The sequence below is a fragment of the Faunimonas sp. B44 genome (genome assembly GCF_052655945.1).
In genome coordinates, this window is the sequence record NZ_JBQYEX010000004.1 from 315,379 (window position 1) to 335,373 (window position 19,995).

At 68.6% G+C, this 19,995-nt stretch carries 24 protein-coding genes; 15 read left to right on the forward strand and 9 right to left on the reverse strand.

Annotated elements, in window-relative coordinates:
* Positions 1-82: 82 nt before the first annotated feature.
* Positions 83-694 carry a glutathione S-transferase family protein gene (locus tag ACUN0C_RS10425; RefSeq protein ID WP_445466288.1) on the reverse strand — a complete coding sequence of 204 codons (612 nt, stop codon included), beginning with the start codon at positions 692-694 and terminating at the stop codon, positions 83-85.
* 164 nt (positions 695-858) lie between these two features.
* On the opposite strand from ACUN0C_RS10425, the gene ACUN0C_RS10430 reads away from it, so the two are divergent.
* Both ACUN0C_RS10430 and ACUN0C_RS10435 read left to right on the forward strand, forming a co-directional pair.
* Positions 859-2,415 carry a sensor histidine kinase gene (locus ACUN0C_RS10430; RefSeq protein WP_445466289.1) on the forward strand — a complete coding sequence of 519 codons (1,557 nt, stop codon included), beginning with the start codon at positions 859-861 and terminating at the stop codon, positions 2,413-2,415.
* Between the two features lie 140 nt (positions 2,416-2,555).
* Positions 2,556-2,957 carry a BA14K family protein gene (locus ACUN0C_RS10435; RefSeq protein WP_445466290.1) on the forward strand — a complete coding sequence of 134 codons (402 nt, stop codon included), beginning with the start codon at positions 2,556-2,558 and terminating at the stop codon, positions 2,955-2,957.
* Between the two features lie 69 nt (positions 2,958-3,026).
* Here the strand turns inward: ACUN0C_RS10435 and ACUN0C_RS10440 are convergent, their stop codons facing one another.
* Positions 3,027-3,812 carry a hypothetical protein gene (locus ACUN0C_RS10440; protein WP_445466291.1) on the reverse strand — a complete coding sequence of 262 codons (786 nt, stop codon included), beginning with the start codon at positions 3,810-3,812 and terminating at the stop codon, positions 3,027-3,029.
* Between the two features lie 41 nt (positions 3,813-3,853).
* Positions 3,854-4,276: a hypothetical protein gene (locus ACUN0C_RS10445; protein ID WP_445466292.1), complete on the reverse strand. Its 423-nt coding sequence runs from the start codon at positions 4,274-4,276 to the stop codon at positions 3,854-3,856.
* 365 nt (positions 4,277-4,641) lie between these two features.
* Between ACUN0C_RS10445 and ACUN0C_RS10450 the strand changes: the two genes are divergently transcribed.
* Complete coding sequence (locus ACUN0C_RS10450; RefSeq protein ID WP_445466293.1) at positions 4,642-4,989, forward strand: hypothetical protein; 348 nt, start codon at positions 4,642-4,644, stop codon at positions 4,987-4,989.
* Between the two features lie 25 nt (positions 4,990-5,014).
* Here the strand turns inward: ACUN0C_RS10450 and cobT are convergent, their stop codons facing one another.
* A complete protein-coding gene (gene cobT / locus ACUN0C_RS10455) occupies positions 5,015-6,040 on the reverse strand; it encodes a nicotinate-nucleotide--dimethylbenzimidazole phosphoribosyltransferase (protein WP_445466294.1) in 1,026 nt (341 codons plus the stop codon).
* Between the two features lie 89 nt (positions 6,041-6,129).
* On the opposite strand from cobT, the gene ACUN0C_RS10460 reads away from it, so the two are divergent.
* The 3 genes from ACUN0C_RS10460 (at position 6,130) to ACUN0C_RS10470 (ending at position 7,995) form a co-directional block, all read left to right on the forward strand.
* Positions 6,130-6,930 (forward strand): adenosylcobinamide-GDP ribazoletransferase, encoded by an 801-nt coding sequence (locus ACUN0C_RS10460; protein WP_445466295.1) that lies wholly within the window; start codon positions 6,130-6,132, stop codon positions 6,928-6,930.
* Between the two features lie 5 nt (positions 6,931-6,935).
* The gene (locus ACUN0C_RS10465) at positions 6,936-7,559 is read left to right on the forward strand and encodes a retropepsin-like aspartic protease family protein (protein ID WP_445466296.1); all 624 of its coding nucleotides are present in this window, start codon (positions 6,936-6,938) and stop codon (positions 7,557-7,559) included.
* 61 nt (positions 7,560-7,620) lie between these two features.
* Entirely contained in the window at positions 7,621-7,995 is a 375-nt protein-coding gene (locus tag ACUN0C_RS10470) for a PRC-barrel domain-containing protein (RefSeq protein WP_445466297.1), read from the forward strand.
* A gap of 3 nt (positions 7,996-7,998) precedes the next feature.
* Here ACUN0C_RS10470 and ACUN0C_RS10475 read toward each other — a convergent pair whose 3' ends face one another.
* The gene (locus ACUN0C_RS10475; protein WP_445466298.1) at positions 7,999-8,829 is read right to left on the reverse strand and encodes a sulfite exporter TauE/SafE family protein; all 831 of its coding nucleotides are present in this window, start codon (positions 8,827-8,829) and stop codon (positions 7,999-8,001) included.
* Between the two features lie 50 nt (positions 8,830-8,879).
* Complete coding sequence (gene dusA, locus ACUN0C_RS10480; protein ID WP_445466299.1) at positions 8,880-9,881, reverse strand: tRNA dihydrouridine(20/20a) synthase DusA; 1,002 nt, start codon at positions 9,879-9,881, stop codon at positions 8,880-8,882.
* A 281-nt stretch (positions 9,882-10,162) separates the two neighbouring features.
* Here dusA and ACUN0C_RS10485 point away from each other — a divergent pair, with 281 nt between their 5' ends.
* The 3 genes from ACUN0C_RS10485 (at position 10,163) to ACUN0C_RS10495 (ending at position 12,078) form a co-directional block, all read left to right on the forward strand.
* Positions 10,163-10,498, forward strand: coding sequence for an antitoxin Xre/MbcA/ParS toxin-binding domain-containing protein (locus ACUN0C_RS10485; protein WP_445466528.1), 336 nt, complete (start codon positions 10,163-10,165; stop codon positions 10,496-10,498).
* A gap of 10 nt (positions 10,499-10,508) precedes the next feature.
* Positions 10,509-11,015: an RES family NAD+ phosphorylase gene (locus tag ACUN0C_RS10490; protein ID WP_445466300.1), complete on the forward strand. Its 507-nt coding sequence runs from the start codon at positions 10,509-10,511 to the stop codon at positions 11,013-11,015.
* A 118-nt stretch (positions 11,016-11,133) separates the two neighbouring features.
* Positions 11,134-12,078, forward strand: coding sequence for a DUF6615 family protein (locus ACUN0C_RS10495; RefSeq protein WP_445466301.1), 945 nt, complete (start codon positions 11,134-11,136; stop codon positions 12,076-12,078).
* A 44-nt stretch (positions 12,079-12,122) separates the two neighbouring features.
* Here ACUN0C_RS10495 and ACUN0C_RS10500 read toward each other — a convergent pair whose 3' ends face one another.
* Complete coding sequence (locus tag ACUN0C_RS10500; RefSeq protein ID WP_445466302.1) at positions 12,123-12,245, reverse strand: hypothetical protein; 123 nt, start codon at positions 12,243-12,245, stop codon at positions 12,123-12,125.
* Positions 12,246-12,315: 70 nt separating this feature from the next.
* Between ACUN0C_RS10500 and pcaH the strand changes: the two genes are divergently transcribed.
* The 3 genes from pcaH to ACUN0C_RS10515 are packed head-to-tail and all read left to right on the forward strand — an operon-like array spanning position 12,316 to position 14,477.
* The gene (gene pcaH / locus ACUN0C_RS10505; protein ID WP_445466303.1) at positions 12,316-13,026 is read left to right on the forward strand and encodes a protocatechuate 3,4-dioxygenase subunit beta; all 711 of its coding nucleotides are present in this window, start codon (positions 12,316-12,318) and stop codon (positions 13,024-13,026) included.
* Positions 13,023-13,613: a protocatechuate 3,4-dioxygenase subunit alpha gene (gene pcaG / locus ACUN0C_RS10510; protein WP_445466304.1), complete on the forward strand. Its 591-nt coding sequence runs from the start codon at positions 13,023-13,025 to the stop codon at positions 13,611-13,613. The genes pcaH and pcaG overlap by 4 nt, the downstream gene beginning before the upstream one ends.
* Positions 13,614-13,637: 24 nt before the next feature.
* Complete coding sequence (locus ACUN0C_RS10515) at positions 13,638-14,477, forward strand: 3-keto-5-aminohexanoate cleavage protein (RefSeq protein WP_445466305.1); 840 nt, start codon at positions 13,638-13,640, stop codon at positions 14,475-14,477.
* Between the two features lie 3 nt (positions 14,478-14,480).
* On the opposite strand, the gene ACUN0C_RS10520 is transcribed toward ACUN0C_RS10515, so the two are convergent.
* A complete protein-coding gene (locus ACUN0C_RS10520; RefSeq protein WP_445466306.1) occupies positions 14,481-15,395 on the reverse strand; it encodes a DUF2865 domain-containing protein in 915 nt (304 codons plus the stop codon).
* Between the two features lie 145 nt (positions 15,396-15,540).
* A complete protein-coding gene (gene ppc, locus ACUN0C_RS10525; RefSeq protein ID WP_445466307.1) occupies positions 15,541-18,315 on the reverse strand; it encodes a phosphoenolpyruvate carboxylase in 2,775 nt (924 codons plus the stop codon).
* A 364-nt stretch (positions 18,316-18,679) separates the two neighbouring features.
* Between ppc and ACUN0C_RS10530 the strand changes: the two genes are divergently transcribed.
* The 3 genes from ACUN0C_RS10530 to ACUN0C_RS10540 all read left to right on the forward strand — a co-directional run bounded on the left by ACUN0C_RS10530 (position 18,680) and on the right by ACUN0C_RS10540 (position 19,903).
* Positions 18,680-18,889 carry a cold-shock protein gene (locus ACUN0C_RS10530; RefSeq protein WP_445466308.1) on the forward strand — a complete coding sequence of 70 codons (210 nt, stop codon included), beginning with the start codon at positions 18,680-18,682 and terminating at the stop codon, positions 18,887-18,889.
* A 115-nt stretch (positions 18,890-19,004) separates the two neighbouring features.
* A complete protein-coding gene (locus ACUN0C_RS10535; protein WP_445466309.1) occupies positions 19,005-19,397 on the forward strand; it encodes a hypothetical protein in 393 nt (130 codons plus the stop codon).
* A gap of 164 nt (positions 19,398-19,561) precedes the next feature.
* The gene (locus tag ACUN0C_RS10540) at positions 19,562-19,903 is read left to right on the forward strand and encodes a hypothetical protein (protein WP_445466310.1); all 342 of its coding nucleotides are present in this window, start codon (positions 19,562-19,564) and stop codon (positions 19,901-19,903) included.
* Positions 19,904-19,995 lie beyond the last annotated feature (92 nt).

Here is a 19,995-nt window from a genome sequence, read left to right on the forward strand (position 1 = left end):
CGCGCTGACATGAAAGCAGGTATTGAGCGCCCGCCGGAACCGAAGGCGTCGCCGCAGCCGACCACCGTGAGCCGCACGTCGCTCATGCCGATGCGCTCGGCCGGGACGAGACAGCCGCGTGCCAGCGTTCGACGTTCCCGAGATGCTCCGGCATCCGGAGGCGAGCCGGCTTCATGAAATCGACGGCGACGAGCGCGGTGATGTCGGCGATCGTGAAGCCGTCGCCGGCGATGTAGGGCCTGTCGGCCAGTTCGCCGTCGAGCCACGCGAGGACTTCGAGAGCCTTGGCCCCGCAGACCTCGCCCCATGCGGGCACCTGCGGGACCTCCATCTCGGCCATCGCCGGATGGCGGTGGCGGAAGGCAGCCGAGATCCGCAGATAGAGCTCGAACTCCATGCGGCGGTTCCACATTTCGACCAGCGCCCGCTCGCGCGGCCCGACGCCGAAAAGCGGCGGCTGCGGCTGCAACTCCTCGAAATAGCGGCAGATCGCGACGGATTCGGCGAGTGCCGTGCCGTCGTCGAGCACGAGGACCGGGAGCCGCTGCATCGGGTTGATCGCCCGGAATGCCTCGCTCAAATGCTCGCGCGCGGCCATGTCCAGCGTCTCGGTCAGCACCGCGGTCCCCTTCTCCGCGAGGAAGATCCTGACGCGCCGCGGGTTCGGCGCCCGACCCCCATCGATGAGCTTCATGCAGCCTCTCCTTCCGGACCCGGGCCGGCCCGGCGGCTCCGGTGTGTGGTCAAAACCTATCGGTTGTGAATACCTACGGTTAACCGTTGCAGTTGGGGCGATTCTTAACAGTCGGCCTTTAGAAGCTTGGATTAACGAGAACTATACCTGCAACGGGATGGCCGATGGTAACCGCCGCGGAGGTCGCTTCCACGATCAGTTCCGATCCGCCCTCGCGGATCGCGCGGCGGCGCCTCATTGCGCGTGCCCTGATCGGGAATGCTTCGGACACGGAGAACCCGCTCCGCCAGCTGTTCCACTTCGAGCAGGAGATGGCCGACACCTTCGCCAAGAACCGGCTTTCCTCGGCGATCGTCATCCCCGTCCTCGTCCTCATCATGGCGTTCGCCCTGGCCCTCCTGGGCAGTCCCTACCTCGCACTCGGCTGGGCGACAATCATGCTCGGCGCGCACGCCTTCGCGCTGCATGCCTGCCGCCGCTTCCTGCGTGAAGGGGTCAAGCGGGCGACGCTCGCGAACTGGAAGCGCCGCTTCGTGCTTCGCGATTTCATCTACGGGCTGTGCTGGGCGCTCTTTCCCCTGCTGTTCCCGCTCAGCGAGAACCCGGAAATGGCGAACGGCCTCGCCATCATCCGCCTCGCCGCGGTCATCGTCGTCCTGTCGGTCGGGGCCCTTCTGTCCTCGCCGATCCCCGCGGCGGCGGTCGCCGGAACCTTGCCGATCGCGCTCTGCATGGCGGCGGTCCACATCATCGACCCGACGTTCTTCAACATCATGATCGCGCTCGCGACGCTCGGCGCCGAGATCCTCTTCCTGCATCTGACCGGCCATCTCTACGAGCAGAACGCCCAGAACCTCGCATACCGTGCCGAGAAGGACGCCATCTTCGCCGAACTCGAGCAGTCGAAGGCCGTTTCCGACGAGGCGCGGCGCCGCGCCGAGGCGGCCAACATGGCGAAATCCCAGTTCCTCGCCACGATGAGCCACGAATTGCGCACGCCGCTCAACGCCATTCTCGGCTTCTCGGAGCTGATGCGGGCGGAAATGCTCGGGCCGATCGACAATCCTGCCTACAAGGACTACCTCGACGACATCCACAACAGCGGCCAGCATCTCCTCAAGATCATCAACGAGATTCTGGACCTCTCCCGCATTGAGGCGGGGAAGCGGGAACTGCGCGAGGAACTCACGTCGCTGACCGCAATCGCCGAAGAGGCGTGCGCTCTGCTGGAGCTGAAGGCGAGGCAGAAGAACATCAATGTGATCGAGGTGCTGGACCCCGGCCTGCCGCGGATCGTCGTGGACGAGCAGGCGATCCGGCAGGTCGTGCTGAACCTCGTGTCGAACGCGCTGAAGTTCACGCCACCCGGCGGTGAGGTGACCGTGAAGGTGGGACGCACGCAGGCGGGCGGCCAGTACGTCTCGGTCCGGGACAACGGGCCGGGGATCGCGGAGGAGGAGATCCCGATCGTCCTCTCCGCCTTCGGCCAGGGCTCCGTCTCGCTGAAGAACGCCGAGCAGGGGACCGGGCTGGGTATCCCGATCGTCCAGGCCCTGATCCACCTCCACGGCGGCAACTTCACCCTGCGCAGCCAGGTCGGAGTCGGCACCGAAGCGATCGCGACGCTTCCCTCCAAGCGCGTCGTGTCGCCGTTCACGCAGGACAACCGCTCCTGGACCGCGCCGCAGCCGAAGCCGGTGAAGCTCAGGAAGTCCGCCTGACGCGGCGCTCGGCGGGTGCCAATTGGAACCCGGCTTTCTCGCCTACGTTGAAGGTTAATGGCCCGCGAGCTCGCGCCGATGCGCCGGGTCCGGCGCCGGCGCGGCTCGCCAGGTGCCGAGCGTCCCAGGGAGGTTCCGACATGCAAAAGATCTTCACCACTGCCATGGCCGTCATGATGCTCGGGGCGACCGCGGCACCGCCGGCACTTGCCCAGGGCAAGCCGTCGATGAAGCAGCGGCAGCAATACGTGCAGAGCTACTGCGCCAAGAACCCGAACAGCCGCGACTGCCAGGACTTCCGCCGCAATCCGAACAGCTGGGACGATGCGCGCTATCAGCGCTGGTACCGCGACCACGGCCGCAACGACGCGGCTGCGGCGGCGCTCTTCGGCCTCGCCGCCGGCGCCATCATCGGCGGCGCGCTCGGCGCGGCCTCGAGCCAGAGCCATGCCGACCGGTGTGCCGCACAGTACCGCTCGTACGACCCCGCGACCGATACCTATCTCGGCACGGACGGGCGGCGGCACCGCTGCCAGCTCTGACACAACGACGATTGTGGAGGCGGCAACGCACCGCCTTCGCAAGTCGGAGGGTTGTCACGGCGCTCCTTGTCACGGCGCAAAGCAGGCGGTGATCCGGGCGGCATGCTCCCGCACGCCGGGGTCGCCGGAGCCGGCCCACAGGGTCAGAAGCCGCCGGTAGGAGCAGGCGACGAACGTCACCTCGTCGCCGGCGACGGCGTCGGCGAACCATCCGATCTCGTCGCGGTGGCGCTGGCGATCGGCCGAAGCGATCGGGCGGCCGTCCGGCCAGCGGGTCGGCTCCGCGAAGACGTAGAGGAGGACCGGACGCTTCGGCGAAGCCCGGCCTGCCCGGCGGACCTCCGTCCGGAGGGCAAGCGCGTGCTTGATGAGTTGCGGCGCGTCCAGCATCGAGAAGGTTGTGGTCTGCGCGCGGAGCATGTCCTGCATCGCCTCGTGGCGCGCCATGGCCGGCCCCCACACGGGCCGCCAATAGGCCTCTGACAGTGCCCCCCTCTTCGTCGATCCGAACGGCTCGAACCGCTTCGATTCGATCCCGATCAACGCCGTCTCCGTCTCCACCAGGACGTCGAGGCAGGGATGCCGGCCTCCGCCCCAGGGGAAGCGCAGGACGGCCTCCAGGTGCACTGAAGCCGCGGGCCATCCGTGATCCTCGCAGCCGGGAATTGCAGGCAGACGGCCGGGATCATCGAGGAACAGGCCGAACGCGTTCGCGGCCAGGGCGGACGACGAGCGGGGACTCAGGAACTTGCCACTTGCGAGCTCGTTGCCGGGCGCGGCGGCGAGCGCCCCCCGGATCCGATCCGCCGGAAGGCCGGTCAGGATGCCATCGACGAGCATTGCCCCCGGAGGCATGACCTATGCTCCTCGCCGCGCGGCCGGTTCGGCGCTTCGGCTCACTCCGTCCGCGTCACGGTCCAGCACGCCACCACCCGGCTCGTCGGGTTCAGGTGGCTGTAGCAGAGATCCATGGTGTCGGAATCGCGCAGCGTGAACTGATACTGGCCGTCGGCATCCAGCATGATTCCGCCCTCGTTGTCGTGCCGGAGCGAGCCGATGACCGTCTCCGTGCCGGTCCCGCCCGACATCTCGCCGGCGAAGCGCTGGTCCTTCTGTTCAGTGATGCGGTACGTGAATTCGATCGGGTCCGCCGAGAAGGTGACGCCCGCCTCCCCGGCCGGCCGGTACGGCGTCGGCCCGACATGGACGGCTTCGGCCGCGCCTTTCCACGTTCCGACCAGGTTGGGAATCTCCTGGGCCGCGGCCGGCAAGGAAACGCAGCCGATCACCAGAGCTGCGAGCATTGCGCGCGTTGACATGACCTTCCTCCGACTTGCTCCCGCGGAGCGGGCATGAAGCATCTCACCCGTTCGGCGGGCCGAGCGCCAGCGTGAAGCGGTACGCGCACGATGGAGCGGCTCGGGATCGCCGCGGGCGGTTAAGGCGGAATGAGCGATCCTGCCGAGGATCGCCGCCGACACCTGCCACGGGACGAAACGTTCGCCGGTCGTTGGGCCAGTCCTGCAACGTCGTCGACATCACTTCGCCGGCTTCTGAAATAGGTCCGAAACGGCCACCTGCGAAAAGCGCCGCCGTCGGGCCGGTCGTTCGTTGCAAGCAGCACGAGCATCAGAGCCAGCCGCTCAGGAAGCCAACCGGCTGCTGTTTTCAGGAGGGAAGAACCATGTCGAAGATCATCCTCGCGCTCGGCGTCGCCGGCATCCTTTGCACCCAGGCCGCTTCGGCCGCCGATCTCCGTCCCGCCGCCGGCGCGAGCGTCCGTCTCGGAGACGTCTCCGGGGTCGCCTTCTACACGGTCGAGCCGGAAGGCTACCGGGTGGTCGTCACACTCGCCGCATCCGGCAGCCAGCCTATGCGCTTCGTGGCGACGCTTTCCTCGGGGCAGTCCGTGACGCTCTCCGTCCCCGGCCCTGTCGGCGCCGCCGCGGCCGAGCTGACCATCGCGCGCATCGGGGACAGCGTCGAGATCGGCGACCGGATGATCGGGAAGCTTGCCGACGCCAGGCAGTGAGCGGGTTGCCTCGAGCCGCAGGCGATCACCCGCTGCGGTCGGAGACCCCCGCTTCGTCGAAGGTCGCCATGCCGCCGTGGACCGCGGCGGCGGCCCTGACGATGCCGGCCGCAAGGGCGGCACCGGTCCCTTCGCCGAGCCGCATCTCGAGATCGAGAAGCGGCTCGACGCCCAGTTTCCCGAGGACGGCGCGGTGGGCAGCCTCGGCCGAGCAATGGGCGAAAAGGCAGTGATCGATCGCACGCGGATCGGCGGCATGCACGATCGCCGCCGCCGCGCTCGTCACGAAGCCGTCGACGATCACCGGCACCCGCTCCATCCGCGCCGCCAGGATGGCGCCGACCATCGCGGCGACCTCGCGCCCGCCGACCCGGCGGAGGACCTCGAGCGGGTCGCGGCCGGGTCCAATCCGCGCGACGGAAGCGGCGACCGCCTCCGCCTTCCTGGCAAGGCCGCGATCGTCCACGCCCGTGCCGCGGCCGACCCAGTCGGCCGCCTCGCCGCCATAGAGCGCATGGTACACTGCGGCCGCGACGGCGGTGTTGGCGATTCCCATCTCGCCGAGGCAGAGGAGGTCCACGCCGCCGGCGATCGCCTCCATGCCATAGGCGATCGTCGCCGCGCATTCGGCCTCGCTGAAGGCGTCCGCCTCCACGATATCCGGGGTCGGCATGTCGAGCGCCAACTCGAAGACCTTGAGCCCCAGCTCGTAGGCCTTGCAGATCTGGTTGATGGCCGCTCCGCCGACGGCGAAATTCTGCACCATCTGGCGCGTCACCGCCTGCGGGTAGGCCGAGACGGCGCGCTCCGCGATCCCGTGATTGGCCGCGAACACGGCCACCAGCGGCCGCGTCACGGCCGGCCGCGGCCGCCCCTGCCATGCCGCGAGCCATTCCGCGACCCGTTCGAGCCGGCCGAGGCTGCCCGGCGGCTTGGTGAGCCGCGCGTCCCGCGCGCGGACGGCGGAAGCCGCCTCTTCGTCCGGGCCGGGCAGGCCGCGAATGAGGGCACGGATGTCCTCGAAGGGCAGAGCGCTGGCGAAGTTCGGCAAGGGGAATCTCCGGTCTCGGGTCCGCGGGTTTACAGAGGCGGCGCAGCGCAGGCAAACAGGACGCGAGCGAGCCCGGGAGCCGATCGCCGATGCGCCAATTCGCCGACGATCTGAAGCGCCTGCCCGAAGACACGAGGGCCTGCCTCGCCTTCTTCTCGCGGCTGCCGATCACGCCGCCCGCCGGTCCCTTCGCACTCGGACGAGCCGTCGGGGCCTGGCCGGTGGCGGGGCTCGTCGTCGCGATCGGGCCTGCCGCTCTGCTCGCGCTCCTTTCCGCGGCCGGCGCGCCGGGGCTCGCGGCGGCGGCGGCGGCGCTCGGCGCACTCGCGCTCGTCGGCGGCGGGCTTCACGAGGACGGGCTGGCCGACTGCGCCGACGGCCTCGGCGCCGACCGCGACCGGTCCGGCCGGCTCGCGATCATGCGCGACAGCCGGATCGGGACGTTCGGCACCCTCGCGGTCACGGTCACGTTCCTCGTCCGGGCCGGGGCGCTGGCGGGGCTGGCGCTCGATCCGGGCCGGGGCGCGCTGGCGCTCCTCTTCGCCGCCGGCCTCTCCCGCGCAATTGCCGTCGGTCACTGGCGTGCGTTGCCGCCGGCGCGGAGCGACGGCCTCGCGACCGCCGCGGGACGCCCGGACGGCCATGCCGTCCGCCTCGCCGTCGCAGCGGCGGCGATCCTCGCCATCGCCATGATCGCCGCGTTCGGCGCCGGCGGAATTCTCGGTCTCGTCCTCGGCGCCGCCGCCGCCATCCTCTTCACGAGCTTCGTGCGTCGACGGCTCGGCGGGCATACGGGGGACACGATCGGCGCGAGCCAGCAGCTCGCCGAGACGGCCCTCCTGCTCGGTCTTTCGACGAGCTGGGCCGACGCCATGCTCATCACTATCTGAGGTCGATGTTCGGACTCGACGAAGAACGGTTTGCACACCTCGTCTACCTGATCCTGCTGCTCGCCTTCATCGGCAGCGGCGTCTTCGCATTCCGCGGGCAGCGCGGCCCCGTGTTCCGGCATCTCATGGTCTGGGCAGCGATCGTCCTCGGGCTCGTGGTCCTCTACAGCTTCCGCGCGCCCCTCATCGACCTCGCCGCTCCCGTCATTCGCGAGCTCGACCCGAGCCGCGTCGTGGAGGTCGCCGGGGCCGACGGTGAACGCGAGCTCGTCATCGGGCGGAGCTCGGACGGGCACTTCCGGCTGCGCGGCAGCGCGAACGGAACGGCACTCGAATTCCTCGTCGACACCGGCGCGACCGGCACGACGCTCACCATGCGCGACGCCGAGCGGATCGGACTTCATGGCGAGAGCCTGCGGTTCGAGAGACCGGTTCAGACGGCGGCCGGGCTCGCCTTCGCCGCGCCGGCCCGGCTCGGCACGATGGAGATCGGGCAGTTCCGCCTGCGCGACGTGCCGGTGAGTGTCATGCCTGCTGGAACGTTGCAGATGAATCTCCTCGGCATGAACGTGCTCGACCGGTTCCGGGCCTGGAGAGTGGAAGGCGACCGTCTCGTGCTCGTGCCATAGCGGAAACGGGGAACGCCGGCCGACGGGCGCGCGTTTCCCGTTGAACTGCGAGGGACGACACATGGCGAGCGAAATCGCGACCGACGAGACGCCCAACCTGATCGCAGCCGACAAGGTGGAAGGCACCTATGTCTACGATCAGAACGGCGAGTCGCTCGGCCACATCAGGACCATCATGCTGAACAAGCTGAACGGGCGGGTGGCCTATGCAGTGCTCGCTTCCGGAGGCTTTCTCGGCGTCGGCGAGGATCTCTATCCCCTCCCCTGGGAGATCCTGCGCTACGACGTCGATCTCGGCGGCTACGTCGTCGAGGTCGACCGCACCACACTGACCAACGCGCCGCGCTACACGGCCGGTGAGGAGCCGGACTGGGCCGACCGCCTGTTCGGCGAGAAGGTGCGCGGGCACTACGGCGCGCCCGGCGCGCTGGCGTGAGCCTCAGAACAGCAGCGTGAATCCGAGCCGGGCGGCGACGGTCAGCAGGAACAGGCCGAACGCGACCTCGAGCTGGCGCTTCGTCATCATGTGGGCGACCCGGACGCCGTACGGCGCCGTCAGGATCGATAGAGGGATCATGACGGCGACCGCCAGGAGATTGACGTAGCCGAGCGAGAGCGGCGGCAGGCCCGGCGCACCCCAGCCGGCAACCGCGTAGCCGATCGCGCCGGGAATGGCGACGAGCACGCCGACGGCGGCGGCGGTGCCGACCGCCTCATGGATCGGCCGGCCGAACATGGTCATGTACATCATGCTCATGACCGCACCGCCGATGCCCATGAGTGCGGACAGGAACCCCACGCCGATCCCGGCGACGATGCGGACCGGCCAGCCCGGCATGGTGTCCGCTACGCGGCCGACCTTCAGGTCGAAGATCATCCGCATGGCCAGGAGGAATGCGAGGGTCGCGAAGATCGCCCGCAGCGTCGTGCCGCTCGACACCGCCGCCACGAAGGAGGCGAGAGCCACGCCGACAGGAACGGGTATGGCCCAGCTCCTCACCACGACCGAGTTGATCGCCGCGCGCTTCCGGTGCGCCATGAAGGCGCGGAACGAGGTCGGGATGATGACCCCGAGGGAGGTTCCGAGCGCGACGTGCATGCGCACGGAATCGCCGTAGCCGAGCACCGCCAGCACGAAATCGACGATCGGGACGATGACAGCGCCGCCGCCAACCCCGAAAATTCCGGCGAGGAGCCCCGAAACAGCCCCCGTCGCGGCGAGCGCCGCCGCCAGCGCGAGGAGTTCGCCTGCGGGGACATCTGCAATCATGGCAAGGGCTTTCGGGCGGCGGCAGGAACTCCGGACGCCCTATCGACCCTCTAGGCGGCGGTGTCCAGCCCCTCGCCGCCCGCCGTCACCGCCGCGAGCGCCCTGCGGATGACCTCCGGGCCGGCGTCGCGCCGGCTGCCTTCGACGGTCAGGATCTGCCGCCAGCGGCGTGCGCCGGGGCGGCCGTGGAAGAGGCCGATCATCGGCCGCACGACCGCCGCCATCCGCGCGCCTTCGGCCAGGACGCGCTCTGCATAGGGGATCATCCGCTCCGCCGCAGCCACCGTATCGGCGGTCCCGCCCTCGTCGCCGAACACCAGCCGGTCCACCTCCGCCAGCAGTCCCGGCTCGTGCCAGGCGGCGCGGCCCAGCATGACGCCGTCGACGTGGCGGAGCTGCTCCAGGGCGGCGGGAAGGTCGCCGATCCCGCCGTTGATGCCGACGAAGCGCTCCGGCAGCCGGCGCTTCAGGCGGTGGACGCGGCCGTAATCGAGCGGCGGCACGGTCCGGTTCTCCCTGGGCGACAGCCCCTCCAGCCAGGCCTTGCGGGCATGGACCCAGAGCGCATCGGCACCCGCGGCGAAGACCGCATTAGCGAGCGCGTCCAAGGCCTCCTCGGGATCCTGGTCGTCGACGCCGATCCGGCACTTCACCGTCACGGGCACCGAGACCGCCGCCTTCATCGCCGCGACGCATTCGTCGACGACGGCCGGCGTGCGCATCAGGCAGGCGCCGAAGGTGCCGGACTGAACGCGGTCGGAGGGGCAGCCGACATTGAGATTGATCTCGTCGTAGCCAAGGTCCGCGCCGATCCGGGCCGCCGCCGCGAGCCGCGCCGGGTCCGAGCCGCCGAGCTGCAGCGCGAGCGGATGCTCCGCCGCGTCGAATCCGAGGAGCCGCGCCCGGTCGCCGTGGAGCACGGCCTCCGCAGTCACCATCTCGGTATAGAGCAGCGCACGGCGCGTCAGCCCGCGATGGAAGTAGCGGCAATGCCGGTCGGTCCAGTCCATCATGGGGGCGACGGCGAAGCGATGTGTCGAATGAGGCTGCATGTGTCCGTATATCGAGGGCGCCGATCGCGGCGTGTGACGGATATAGGAGGCGATACCATCGTTTGCGCCCCTTAGTGGCCGAAGATCGCCGAAACCGAACACCGTGCGGCAGCCCCGGAATACGATTGCAGCGGAGGGGATGCGTCGCCATATTGTCCGGGATAAAGGACAAAGGAGCGACGACAATGGCTCAGGCGGCAAAGAGGACCGTGTCCGCACCGCGGCCGGCGAGCGGATCGGGACGTCGAAGCTTGCCCCAGAGCGTCTCCCTCGTCGGCCTGATGAACGAGCACGGCGCCCTGAATGCCGGCGAGGTCGCCGAGGCCTTCGGCATGTCGAAAGCGCAGCTCGCCGAGACGGCCGGCCTCGCCCGCGAGGTGTTCCAGAAGGCGAGCCGCCGGGACAGCCCCAAGGCCCAGAGCCGCATGCGGGAAATGCTGGAGATCATCAACATGGTGCAGGTCTGGGCGGGCGGCCCGGCCCAGGCGATGGCGTGGTACCGCGCCGAGCCGATCCTGGCCTTCGGAGGACGCACCGCGGAGGCGCTGGTGAAGACCGGCCAGGCGGCCGCCGTGCGCGACTACGTCGACCACCTGGCGACGGGCGGCTACGCCTGAGGCCGATCTCGTGCGGTTCCGGGGCGAGGCGTTCAGGGCGCACGACCCGAACTGGTCCTGGATGCCGCTCTCCGGCGCCGGCGCGGCCCTGAAGGGCCGGCGCTTCAACTGGCCGGGCCTCGACACGCTCTACCTGTCGCTCAGCTTCAAGACCGCGTTCCGCGAGGTCTCGGCCGGCTTCGCCCATCGGCTGACGCCCTACGTGCTGTGCAGCTACGACGTGGATTGCGCGGACATTGCCGACCTGCGGACCGAAGCCGGCCGCGCCTCGCACGGCGTCGCGCTCGAGCATCTCGCCTGCGCCTGGGGCGATGCCCTGATCGCGCGTCGCGAACCCGCCTCCTGGGGCGTCGTCCGGCGGCTGCTGGCGGACGGCTGCGCCGGCATCCTCGTCCCGAGCTTCGCCAACGGCGCCACGCAAGACGACCAGAACCTCGTCCTGTGGCGCTGGGGCCCGGACCCGCCGCACAAGGTGACAGTCTACGACCCGACCGGCAAGCTGCCGAAGAACCGTTGATCTCGGGTTAGAAAGTGGAACGTCCGCCGTTAGGATACGGTCGAGCAAACCGGTTGAGCCACGACGCACTTACATGCGACAGTTGCTCCGGCTTATACGGTCAGGCTGGAGCCTCCCTGTGACGTTCGCACCACTGTTCGGCTCGCCGTGCGATCTGGCCCAACGAATACCATCTATGATCTCGGACTTCCTCGACTTGGAGAACAAGATTGGCCGGCGTTTTCGCGAGGACAGTGTCACGGACATCATCATTGCCTCGCTGCTGAGGATAGCCGGCACCAATGCGACAGTCCTCGTGCCACCTGAAGCTAAAACGGGCGGCGACTTCGACATCCTCATTGTCGAACCGTCCACTAGTGAGGCCATTCAATACCGGATTCAAGCCAAACGCCTTTCGCCTCACGCGACAAATTGGATGCGGGGACTTTATCGTGAACTCGACCATCCACATGGTACGGGAAAGCAATCCTCGACGCTGATCCGATCTTCGGTAAAGGAGAAGATCGAAACGATCCCGCTCTATGCCTTCTACAATCCAGAAGAGGCGTGCAAGGCTTCGGGCGGCATCATCGCGGGCATCGAGCTGGCCGACGGTCGGGCAATTAATGAAGTCGTTAAGGCGCTGCTGAAAGCAAAGAAGGCATCGAAGAGACCTCGCCTGAAACAGGTCGGATTCCTGCGTGACCTGTTCTTTCCACTTTCGACTATCTTATGCCCGCCGACGGGTGGCGCGAGCCCTCCCGCGGCGATGATCCTGCCACCACGAGTTTCTCGGGCAGCCGTTGAGGCCACCATCAATGAGCGGTCTCGTCCGGAATGGATGTGGAGAGAAGAAGTCCCTCAGTTGCCAAGCCTTGTGCCAGACCGGTTCCTGCGGCCTCCATTGTCGGGCGAAGAACGACCAAGACCTCGTCGTCCTGATCAGCTCGCCCCAATAACCCGACCATTTCCCCTGCTGGTCGAACGCGCCATCGGCAGAAGTGATCACGAGGAGCCTATCCAGGTTGCTCGTATTAAGCGTCCTAAGATCATCCTTGTATCAAGGACGATTGACGACGCTTAGGCCGCGTCGCGCTGGGGCCCGGACCCGCCGCACAAGGTGACGGTCTACGACCCCACCGGCAAGCTGCCGAAGAACCAGCTGTCGTGGACGTAGACGTCCGAAGCGATGCGGCGACGCAGGCGGCGCGTCCCGATCTCCGCCGCCGCCGGCGCTCTCGCGTCAGGCAAAGCCGGCTTTCCGGCATGGCCGGCCGCGCGGCCGCGCTATATCAGGACCGGATCGAAGAGGGAGGGCGCCATGACCGCCAATGCCTACCGGATCCGCGACTGGCAATCGCATCCGCCCTACAATTTCCCCGACTACAAGTCGACCGCGCTCCGGTCGCCGACCAAGCCGCTCATCCCGATGAAGCACACGCTCTCGGAACTGACCGGGCCGGTCTACGGCCACGAGAAGGTCGGCGCGCTCGACGCGGACCTCACCAGGAACGGGGCGAAGAACGGCGAGCCGCTCGGCGAGCGCATCGTCGTGACCGGCCGCGTCCTCGACGAGGACGGACGCCCTGTCCGCAACACGCTGGTCGAGGTCTGGCAGGCGAACGCTGCCGGCCGCTACGTCCACAAGGTCGACCAGCATCTCGCGCCGCTCGACCCGAACTTCTTCGGCGGCGGACGCTGCGTCACCGACGACGAGGGCCGCTACCGCTTCTATTCGATCAAGCCGGGGGCGTATCCCTGGGGCAACCATCACAATGCCTGGCGCCCGAACCACATCCATTTCTCGCTGCTGGGGCCGTCCATCGCCACCCGCCTCGTGACGCAGATGTACTTTCCGGGCGACCCCCTGCTCGACCTCGACCCGATCTACCTGAGCGCGCCTGCGGGGGCGCGCGAGCGGCTCATCTCCCAATTCTCGATCGACGTCACCGAACCGGGCTTCGCGCTCGGCTACGTCTTCGACATCGTGCTACGCGGGCGCGAGGAAACGCCGATGGAGACGCCGAGATGACATTGAAGCAGACGCCGTCCCAGACGGTCGGGCCCTATTTCGCCTACGGCCTGACGGCCGAGCAGTACGGCTACCCGCACGATGCGCTCGCCGGCGGCAAGGTCGCCGACGAACTCTGCACGGGCGAGCGCATCCACGTCACCGGGCGCGTCTTCGACGGCGAAGGCGTGGCGATCGACGACGTGATGATCGAGATCTGGCAGGCCGATTCCGAAGGCCGCTACCTCCACCCGGAGGACGGGCGCGCGTCGAACAGCGTCTTCACCGGCTTCGGCCGCTACGGCACCGGCACGGACCCGCAGAACCGCTACCTGTTCGAGACGGTGAAGCCCGGCTCGGTGGACGGGGTGCAGGCGCCGCACATCAACGTGATCCTGTTCATGCGCGGGCAGCTGAGCCACCTCTACACGCGGATCTACTTTTCCGACGAGGAGGAGGCGAACGGGCGCGACCCGGTCCTCCAGAGCGTGCCGGAAGAGCGGCGGCGGACGCTGGTCGCCAGCCGCGAGGACATGCCGATCGGCACCGTCTACCGCTTCGACATTCACATGCAGGGCGCCGACGAGACCGTCTTCTTCGACGTCTGACCGCCGGAGGAGATTGCTTCTCTCATGACCGAACCCTGCATCATCACCGTCGCGATCACGGGGTCCGTGCCGCGGAAGGCCGACAATCCGGCCGTTCCGGTCACCGTGCCCGAGCAGGTGGAATCGACCCACGCCGCCTTCGAGGCGGGCGCCTCCATCGTCCACGTCCATGTGCGGGACGAGGCGGAGCGCCCGTCTTCCGACCCCGCCCTCTTCGCGGCCTTCCTCGACGGCGTGCGAAAGCACTGTCCCGGCATGATCGTGCAGTTCTCGACCGGCGGGCGGGGCCGGGACGCCGCGGCGCGGGGCTCGATGCTGCACCTCCGGCCGGACATGGCCTCGCTTGCGACCGGCTCCGTCAACTTTCCCGATTCCGTCTACGAGAACCCGCCCGACCTCGTGGCAGAGCTCGCCGCGCGCATGGCCGAGCACGGCGTAAAGCCCGAGATCGAGATCTTCGACCTCGCCATGCTCTATGCGGCCCACGGAATGGTGGAGGCCGGCGAGATCGCGCGGCCGGCCCACGTCCAGTTCGTGTTCGGCCTCAGGAACGCGCTGCCGCCGCTCCGCCAGATCCTCGAATTCGAGCTCGCGGAACTGAAGCGGCTCATGCCGGAGGCGACCTGGACGGCCGCCGGCATCGGCCGCAGCCAGCTCGACATGAACCGGCTGGCGCTGGAGCTCGGCGGCCATTGCCGCACCGGGCTGGAGGACAACATCAGGTTCGACCGGAGCCGGCTGGCGAGGAGCAATGCGGAGCTCGTCGCCCGCGTCGCCGACCTCTGCGCCGAATTCGGGCGCCGGCCCGCCTCGGCGGCGGAAGCGCGCCGGATCCTGTCGCTGCCGCCGGCTGCCGAACGCTGACGCCTACTCGGTCGGGGAAGCGAGGCTCGTCACGAACTCCGCCTCCTCGACGGGCTTCGTTTCCGCATAGGGGCCGATCGGGCGGAGCATGAGCTTGTCGAGGTTCGACTGGCCCCAGGGCGCCGGCCCGACGAGGCGTATCTCTCTGGCGGCCGCAGCGGCCTCGGAAGCCCCGCTCTGCTCCACCGCATCCACCGCGGGCGAGGCGAAAGACGCCTGGATCACCTCGCCCTCCCGCTGCCCCGGACGGCTCCGGGGCAGAAGCGCGAAAGCGGGCTCCGCGGGCGCTGCATCGAGAGAGAGGTAAGCGGTGGACATCGGCGCGGCCGCCGGTCCGCACGTGCAGCTCTCGACCAGCTGCTGGCGGTAGCGGAACGCCGCCGGCAGCCTGGAATACGGTTCGCCGCGGAGGGAGACCATGTCCTCCGCCTCGTCGCGGCCGGCGTCGTAGGCGTAGAGCTGGGCGCCCGGGCAGCGCGCGCTGCAGGCGTCGGCATCGGCTGCGAAGCGGTCGCGCGAGGTGGAGAAGCTAATCGGGAAGTAATAGCCGTCGCAGGTCCGGACGCACATCGTCCGGAAGGTCCCGCTCCGCGCGAGCGTCCGACCCGGCTCGCGGATCACCTCTTCCGCCGTGCGGCGGGGCGCCGGTGCGCTCTTCCTCGCTGCAGCCTGGCGTTCGATGGCCTGCCGGGGCGCGACCGCGGCCGTCGCCTGCGAGCGGGTCGGCCGCCGGCAGCCTTCCGCGACGAGGCGGTCGCGGATCATGGAGAGGCGACCGGCCTCGCCTGCCGTCACGCCGCCCGCCATGATCCGCATCTCCTGGCTTTCGAGCGCGAAGCAGTTCGAGGCTTCGGCCTGGCCGCCGAGCGCCAGCACCAGGCCGGCGAAAGCAGTTGCAAACACATGGCTTTTCCGCATCGCACTCCCCTGCCGCAGATGAGACCGAAAAGCGGCAGAGGCGGGATCGGTTCCGTCACAATGACGATCCGCCCGCGATAAGGTGAACGGTGGGGGCGGCCGGCCGGCGACCCGCATAAGGCGCGGCGGGCCCGCCCGATCCTGACTATCCGGTGTTGCGCAGACCGGCGGCGATGCCGTTGATGGAGATGAGAATGCCGCGCTGGGCCTTCTCGTCGACCTGGCCGGCCCGCCATCGGCGAAGCAGTTCCACCTGCAGATGGTTGAGCGGCGCGATGTAGGCGAAGCGGTGCGCGATCGAGCGCGCGAGCGTCGGATTGTCCGAAAGCCGCTCCAGCCGCCCGGTGATCTCGCCGAGATACCGTATCGTGCGCTGCCACTCGGCTTCGATCGCGCCGAACACCCTTTCCGCGAGGGCCGGATCGGGCACCAGATCGGCATAGCGCGCCGCCATGCCGGGATCGGCCTTGGCGAGCACCATGTCCATGTTCGAGAGCAGCGCGCGGAAGAACGGCCATTCCGCGTTCATGCGGGCGAGCAGCGCCAGCCGCTCCTCCGGGTCGCGCGCCAGGAACGCCTCGACCGCCGACCCGAAGCCGTACCAGCCCGGCAGGGCCACCCGGCTCTGCCCCCAGGAGAAGGACCAGGGGATCGCGCGCAGGTCCTCGATGCTCCGCGTCGCCTTCCGGGAGGCAGGGCGCGAGCCGATGTTGAGCTGCGCGATCTCCGAGATCGGCGTGGCAGCATAGAAATAGTCGGTGAACTCGGGCGTGCCGTAGACGAGTTCACGGTAGGCCCGCATGCTTTCGGTGGAGAGTTCCGCCGCCGCCTTCAGGAATTCCGGAGCGGCCGTCTCCTCGCGCGCGAGCAGCGTCGCCTCCAGCGTGGCGGCCATGAGCGTCTCGAGATTGCGCCGGCCGATCTCCGGGTTCGCGTATTTCGCGTTGATGACCTCGCCCTGCTCGGTCAGCCTGATCTGGCCTTTCACGGTCGCCGGCGGCTGGGCGAGGATGGCGTCGTAGCTCGGCCCACCGCCGCGGCCGACCGCGCCGCCGCGGCCGTGAAACAGCCTGAGCGTCAGGCCCGGCTTCTCTTCGAAGAGCCGCGCGAGCGCGGTGGAGGCGCAATAGAGCTCCCAGTTCGAGGTGAAGTAGCCGCCGTCCTTGTTGCTGTCCGAATAGCCGAGCATCACGTCCTGCTCGGCGCCGGAATTCCGCATCATGGGCTCGATGCCGGGCAGGTCGTAGAAGCCGCGCACGATCGATTCGGCGGCACGGAGGTCCTCGATCGTCTCGAAGAGCGGGACGACGATGAGGGCGAGCTTCGCGTTGGCCGCCTCGTCCGGGGCGAGGGTCCCCCGCATCAGGCCGCACTCCTTCTGGAGGAGGAGCACCTCCAGGAGGTCGCTCACGGCCTCGGTATGGCTGATGATGTAATGGCGGATCGCCTCGCGCCCGAAGCGGCTCCGGAGATCGAAGGCGGTCTCGAAGATGGCGAGCTCCGCCTCCGTTGCCTGCGAATACGCGACCGTGGGCACCCGCAGCGGACGGGGATCCCGCAGCATCTTCAGAAGGAGGTCGCGCTTGTCGCCCTCGGCGAGCCGGGCGTAAGCCGGCTCGATGCGGGCGGCGGCGAGGAGTTCCGCCACCACCGCCTCGTGCCGGTCGGACGATTGCCGCAGGTCGGTCGTGGCGAGATGAAACCCGAACACCTCGGCGGCGCGAATGAGGGGCTTCAGCCGCGTGGCGACCAGCGCCTGCCCGTGGTTGCGCCGGAGCGAGTCCTCGATCCTCCGGAGGTCGCAGAGAAAGTCCGCCGCGCTGCCATAGGCTTCGCCGGGATCGGCTTCCACGGCGGGGGCGCCCGAGCCCGCGAGCGCCACGAGGCTGGACGCGAGGCGGCCCCGCATGCCGATCAGGGCGCGCCGGTACGGCTCGTCCTCGAGGCGCGGATCGCGGTTCGCCGAGCGATCGGCGAGCGCCAGCAGGTCGGCGCTGAACGTGACCAGAGCCCGTGACATCGAGAGTTCCGCGAAGAGGGCGTCGACCTCTTCGAGATAGTGCCGCAGAACGGTTTCGGCCTGCTGGGCGAGGGCCGTCCGCAGCGTCCCGGCGGTCACGTTGGGATTGCCGTCGCGATCGCCGCCGATCCAGTTGCCCATCCGGAAGAACGGGGCGACCGGGCGGCCCAGCCGCTCCTCCAGCTCGGCGTAGAGATCCGGGATCTCGCGAAGGAACGTGGTGCGGTAGTAGCCGAGGACGTTCTTGATCTCGTCGTCCACCGTGAGCTTCACCGTGCGCAGCATCCGGGTCTGCCAGAGCTGGACCACCCGCGCCCTCAGCAGGGCCTCGTTGGCCTTTCGCTCCCGCGGCGTGTCGAGGTGGTCGCGCGCAGCGAGGAGATCCGCGATCGCCCGCTCGGCGTCGAGCGTGGTCTGGCGCTGCACCTCGGTGGGATGCGCCGTCAGCACCGGCGACACGAAGCTGCGCGACAGCGTGCGCGCGATCGTGTCCGCCGAGATGCCGGCTGCCGCGAAACGCTCGAACGCACGCGCAAGGCTGCCGTCCTGGTGCTCCTCGCGCGCCTCGTGGACGGCGCGGCGGCGGAGGTGATGGCGGTCCTCGGCGAGGTTGGCGAGATGCGAGAAATAGCTGAAGGCGCGGATGACGGAGACGGTCTCCGCGGGGCTGAGCCGCTTCAGGAGCGTGTCGAGGTTCCGCCCCGCCTCGGCGTCGTCCTTGCGCTGATAGGCGACCGAAAGCCTGCGGATCGCCTCCACGAGCTCGAACGCGGCCTCCCCGTCCTGCTCGCGCACGATGTCGCCGAGGATCTGGCCGAGGAAGCGCACGTCCTCGTAGAGGTGGCGGTCCTTGTCCTCGGCCCGGCCCTCGTGCGCCGGCATGTCCATCAAAGCCGTCATCCGTCCCTCATCGTCTCGCATTCGTAATGCGGCCGGAGCGACGGCCACGCAACCCGGCCCGGTGCCGCTCCGATCCCGATGCATCGGCCATGCCAGCACATGCGAAGGCCGCGCCGGAAGGCCACCGAAACACCGGGCGGAAACCGTACAGGGAAGCCGCGACAGGCGCCGGACCGGAAAGTGAAGCCCGCCCGCTTGTAAGAAAAGCGATCGGGCTCTAGATTGGAGCCATCGACTTTGGCCGGACGACTTGGCCGTACTGCCTGGCATGCCGGGCGCACGTTCAGACCTTCTCTCCAAAACTCGACTTCCTGGAACGAGTGCAAATGCGCTCGGCCGAACGCGCGTCACGAAAGGACACGACATGACCACGGGAACCGTGAAGTTCTACAATTCGCAGAAGGGCTATGGTTTCATTCAGCCCGACGACGGCAGCAAGGATGTCTTCGTCCATGCGACCGCCCTCGAAGCCGCCGGCATGCGCGGCCTGGTCGAAGGCCAGAAGATCAGCTTCGACGTTGAGAACGACCGCCGCTCCGGCAAGCCGGCGGCGACGAACCTGCAGCACGCCTGACCGGCGGTGCCTTCGGGAGGCGCGGGAAACCGCGCCTCTCCTGTATCCGGCGGCCCGGAATTCCGTTCCCGCCGCTTCAGCGTCGCCGCCTTCACGCCTGCCAATGGACGGCCAGATGAGTGACGACCCGATCCAGCTCGACGAGCACCGCGGCATGGCCGCGCAGAAGGCCACCGAATTGCGCCGCCTGGTCAGCGAGGTTGCGGCCGAGCGCGCCAAGCTCCAGCAGAGGCAGGACGAACTCGAGAATGCGCTCGCCGCGGCGCCGGCGGAGACCTGGGCCGAAGCCGTCGAGAAGGCGCGCTATCTCCTTGCGCTTTTCGGGGCAACCTCCGAGGGGCAGGACCCGCGCCGGCAGAAGCTGATCCAGAAGCTGCTGGAGGATTTCGAGAGGCTCCTCGCCGAGCCCGAGGGCGCACCCGAAACCGCAGCCCCCGCCGCTTCGCGCCGCAAGCCATCCAGGAAGAACCCTGCGGCGCCGGGCCTTCCCGCCGCGTCACGCAAGTAGCCATCGGGGCAATTCCAGCCGGCCGAAGTCTCCCGAATCGATAAAATTTGCTTTCCCCAGCCCGAAGGCGCACCCTTCGCGGGCTGCCTCTTTCTCTGTTCACGCCAGAGCGAGCGCATGCCGGAAATCGTCCGGCCAACACAGAGCAGGGGAAGGGAAATCCTATGAATCTCAGCGAGCGGATCGAAGAGAGCAAGCCCTACATCACGGGCTTCGTGCTCGGCATCATCGCTGCTCCGATCGTCGCCTTCAGCGCCGGTTGGATCACGACCACCAGCGCACGCGACGAGGCCGTCGAGAATGCCCGCGTCGAGACCCTGGTCAGCTTCTGCTCCGAGAACGCAGTTCGCCTGGCAGCGACCCAGAGCCTCGACCTCACCACCATCAAGGGCTACGGCAACCGGGCTATGCGCGGCGACCTCGTGAAGGCGACCCTCGCCGACATCAAGGTGCCGGAAGCTCTGGCCACCAGGGTCGCGTCGGCCTGCGATCGATCGCTCACCTGATCGTGCGCGACGCCGCATCTGCACCGCCGTCCGCGGCGGTGCAGGGCTGATCCCAATTCGTGGCGAGGCCGTCGCATTCGCGATGCTGGCCC

Bases quoted from the DNA above. Each gene is read 5' to 3' on its own strand.
- pcaG (WP_445466304.1), top strand. From the start codon at position 13,023: ATGACATTGAAGCAGACGCCGTCCCAGACGGTCGGGCCCTATTTCGCC.
- ACUN0C_RS10430 (WP_445466289.1), top strand. From the start codon at position 859: ATGGTAACCGCCGCGGAGGTCGCTTCCACGATCAGTTCCGATCCGCCC.
- dusA (WP_445466299.1), bottom strand. From the start codon at position 9,881: ATGCAGCCTCATTCGACACATCGCTTCGCCGTCGCCCCCATGATGGAC.
- ACUN0C_RS10435 (WP_445466290.1), top strand. From the start codon at position 2,556: ATGCAAAAGATCTTCACCACTGCCATGGCCGTCATGATGCTCGGGGCG.
- ACUN0C_RS10540 (WP_445466310.1), top strand. From the start codon at position 19,562: ATGAATCTCAGCGAGCGGATCGAAGAGAGCAAGCCCTACATCACGGGC.
- ACUN0C_RS10535 (WP_445466309.1), top strand. From the start codon at position 19,005: ATGAGTGACGACCCGATCCAGCTCGACGAGCACCGCGGCATGGCCGCG.
- pcaH (WP_445466303.1), top strand. From the start codon at position 12,316: ATGACCGCCAATGCCTACCGGATCCGCGACTGGCAATCGCATCCGCCC.
- ACUN0C_RS10520 (WP_445466306.1), bottom strand. From the start codon at position 15,395: ATGCGGAAAAGCCATGTGTTTGCAACTGCTTTCGCCGGCCTGGTGCTG.
- ACUN0C_RS10530 (WP_445466308.1), top strand. From the start codon at position 18,680: ATGACCACGGGAACCGTGAAGTTCTACAATTCGCAGAAGGGCTATGGT.
- ACUN0C_RS10440 (WP_445466291.1), bottom strand. From the start codon at position 3,812: ATGCCTCCGGGGGCAATGCTCGTCGATGGCATCCTGACCGGCCTTCCG.
- ACUN0C_RS10470 (WP_445466297.1), top strand. From the start codon at position 7,621: ATGGCGAGCGAAATCGCGACCGACGAGACGCCCAACCTGATCGCAGCC.
- ACUN0C_RS10475 (WP_445466298.1), bottom strand. From the start codon at position 8,829: ATGATTGCAGATGTCCCCGCAGGCGAACTCCTCGCGCTGGCGGCGGCG.
- ACUN0C_RS10485 (WP_445466528.1), top strand. From the start codon at position 10,163: ATGAACGAGCACGGCGCCCTGAATGCCGGCGAGGTCGCCGAGGCCTTC.
- ACUN0C_RS10465 (WP_445466296.1), top strand. From the start codon at position 6,936: ATGTTCGGACTCGACGAAGAACGGTTTGCACACCTCGTCTACCTGATC.
- ACUN0C_RS10425 (WP_445466288.1), bottom strand. From the start codon at position 694: ATGAAGCTCATCGATGGGGGTCGGGCGCCGAACCCGCGGCGCGTCAGG.
- ACUN0C_RS10445 (WP_445466292.1), bottom strand. From the start codon at position 4,276: ATGTCAACGCGCGCAATGCTCGCAGCTCTGGTGATCGGCTGCGTTTCC.
- ppc (WP_445466307.1), bottom strand. From the start codon at position 18,315: ATGACGGCTTTGATGGACATGCCGGCGCACGAGGGCCGGGCCGAGGAC.
- ACUN0C_RS10515 (WP_445466305.1), top strand. From the start codon at position 13,638: ATGACCGAACCCTGCATCATCACCGTCGCGATCACGGGGTCCGTGCCG.
- ACUN0C_RS10460 (WP_445466295.1), top strand. From the start codon at position 6,130: ATGCGCCAATTCGCCGACGATCTGAAGCGCCTGCCCGAAGACACGAGG.
- ACUN0C_RS10450 (WP_445466293.1), top strand. From the start codon at position 4,642: ATGTCGAAGATCATCCTCGCGCTCGGCGTCGCCGGCATCCTTTGCACC.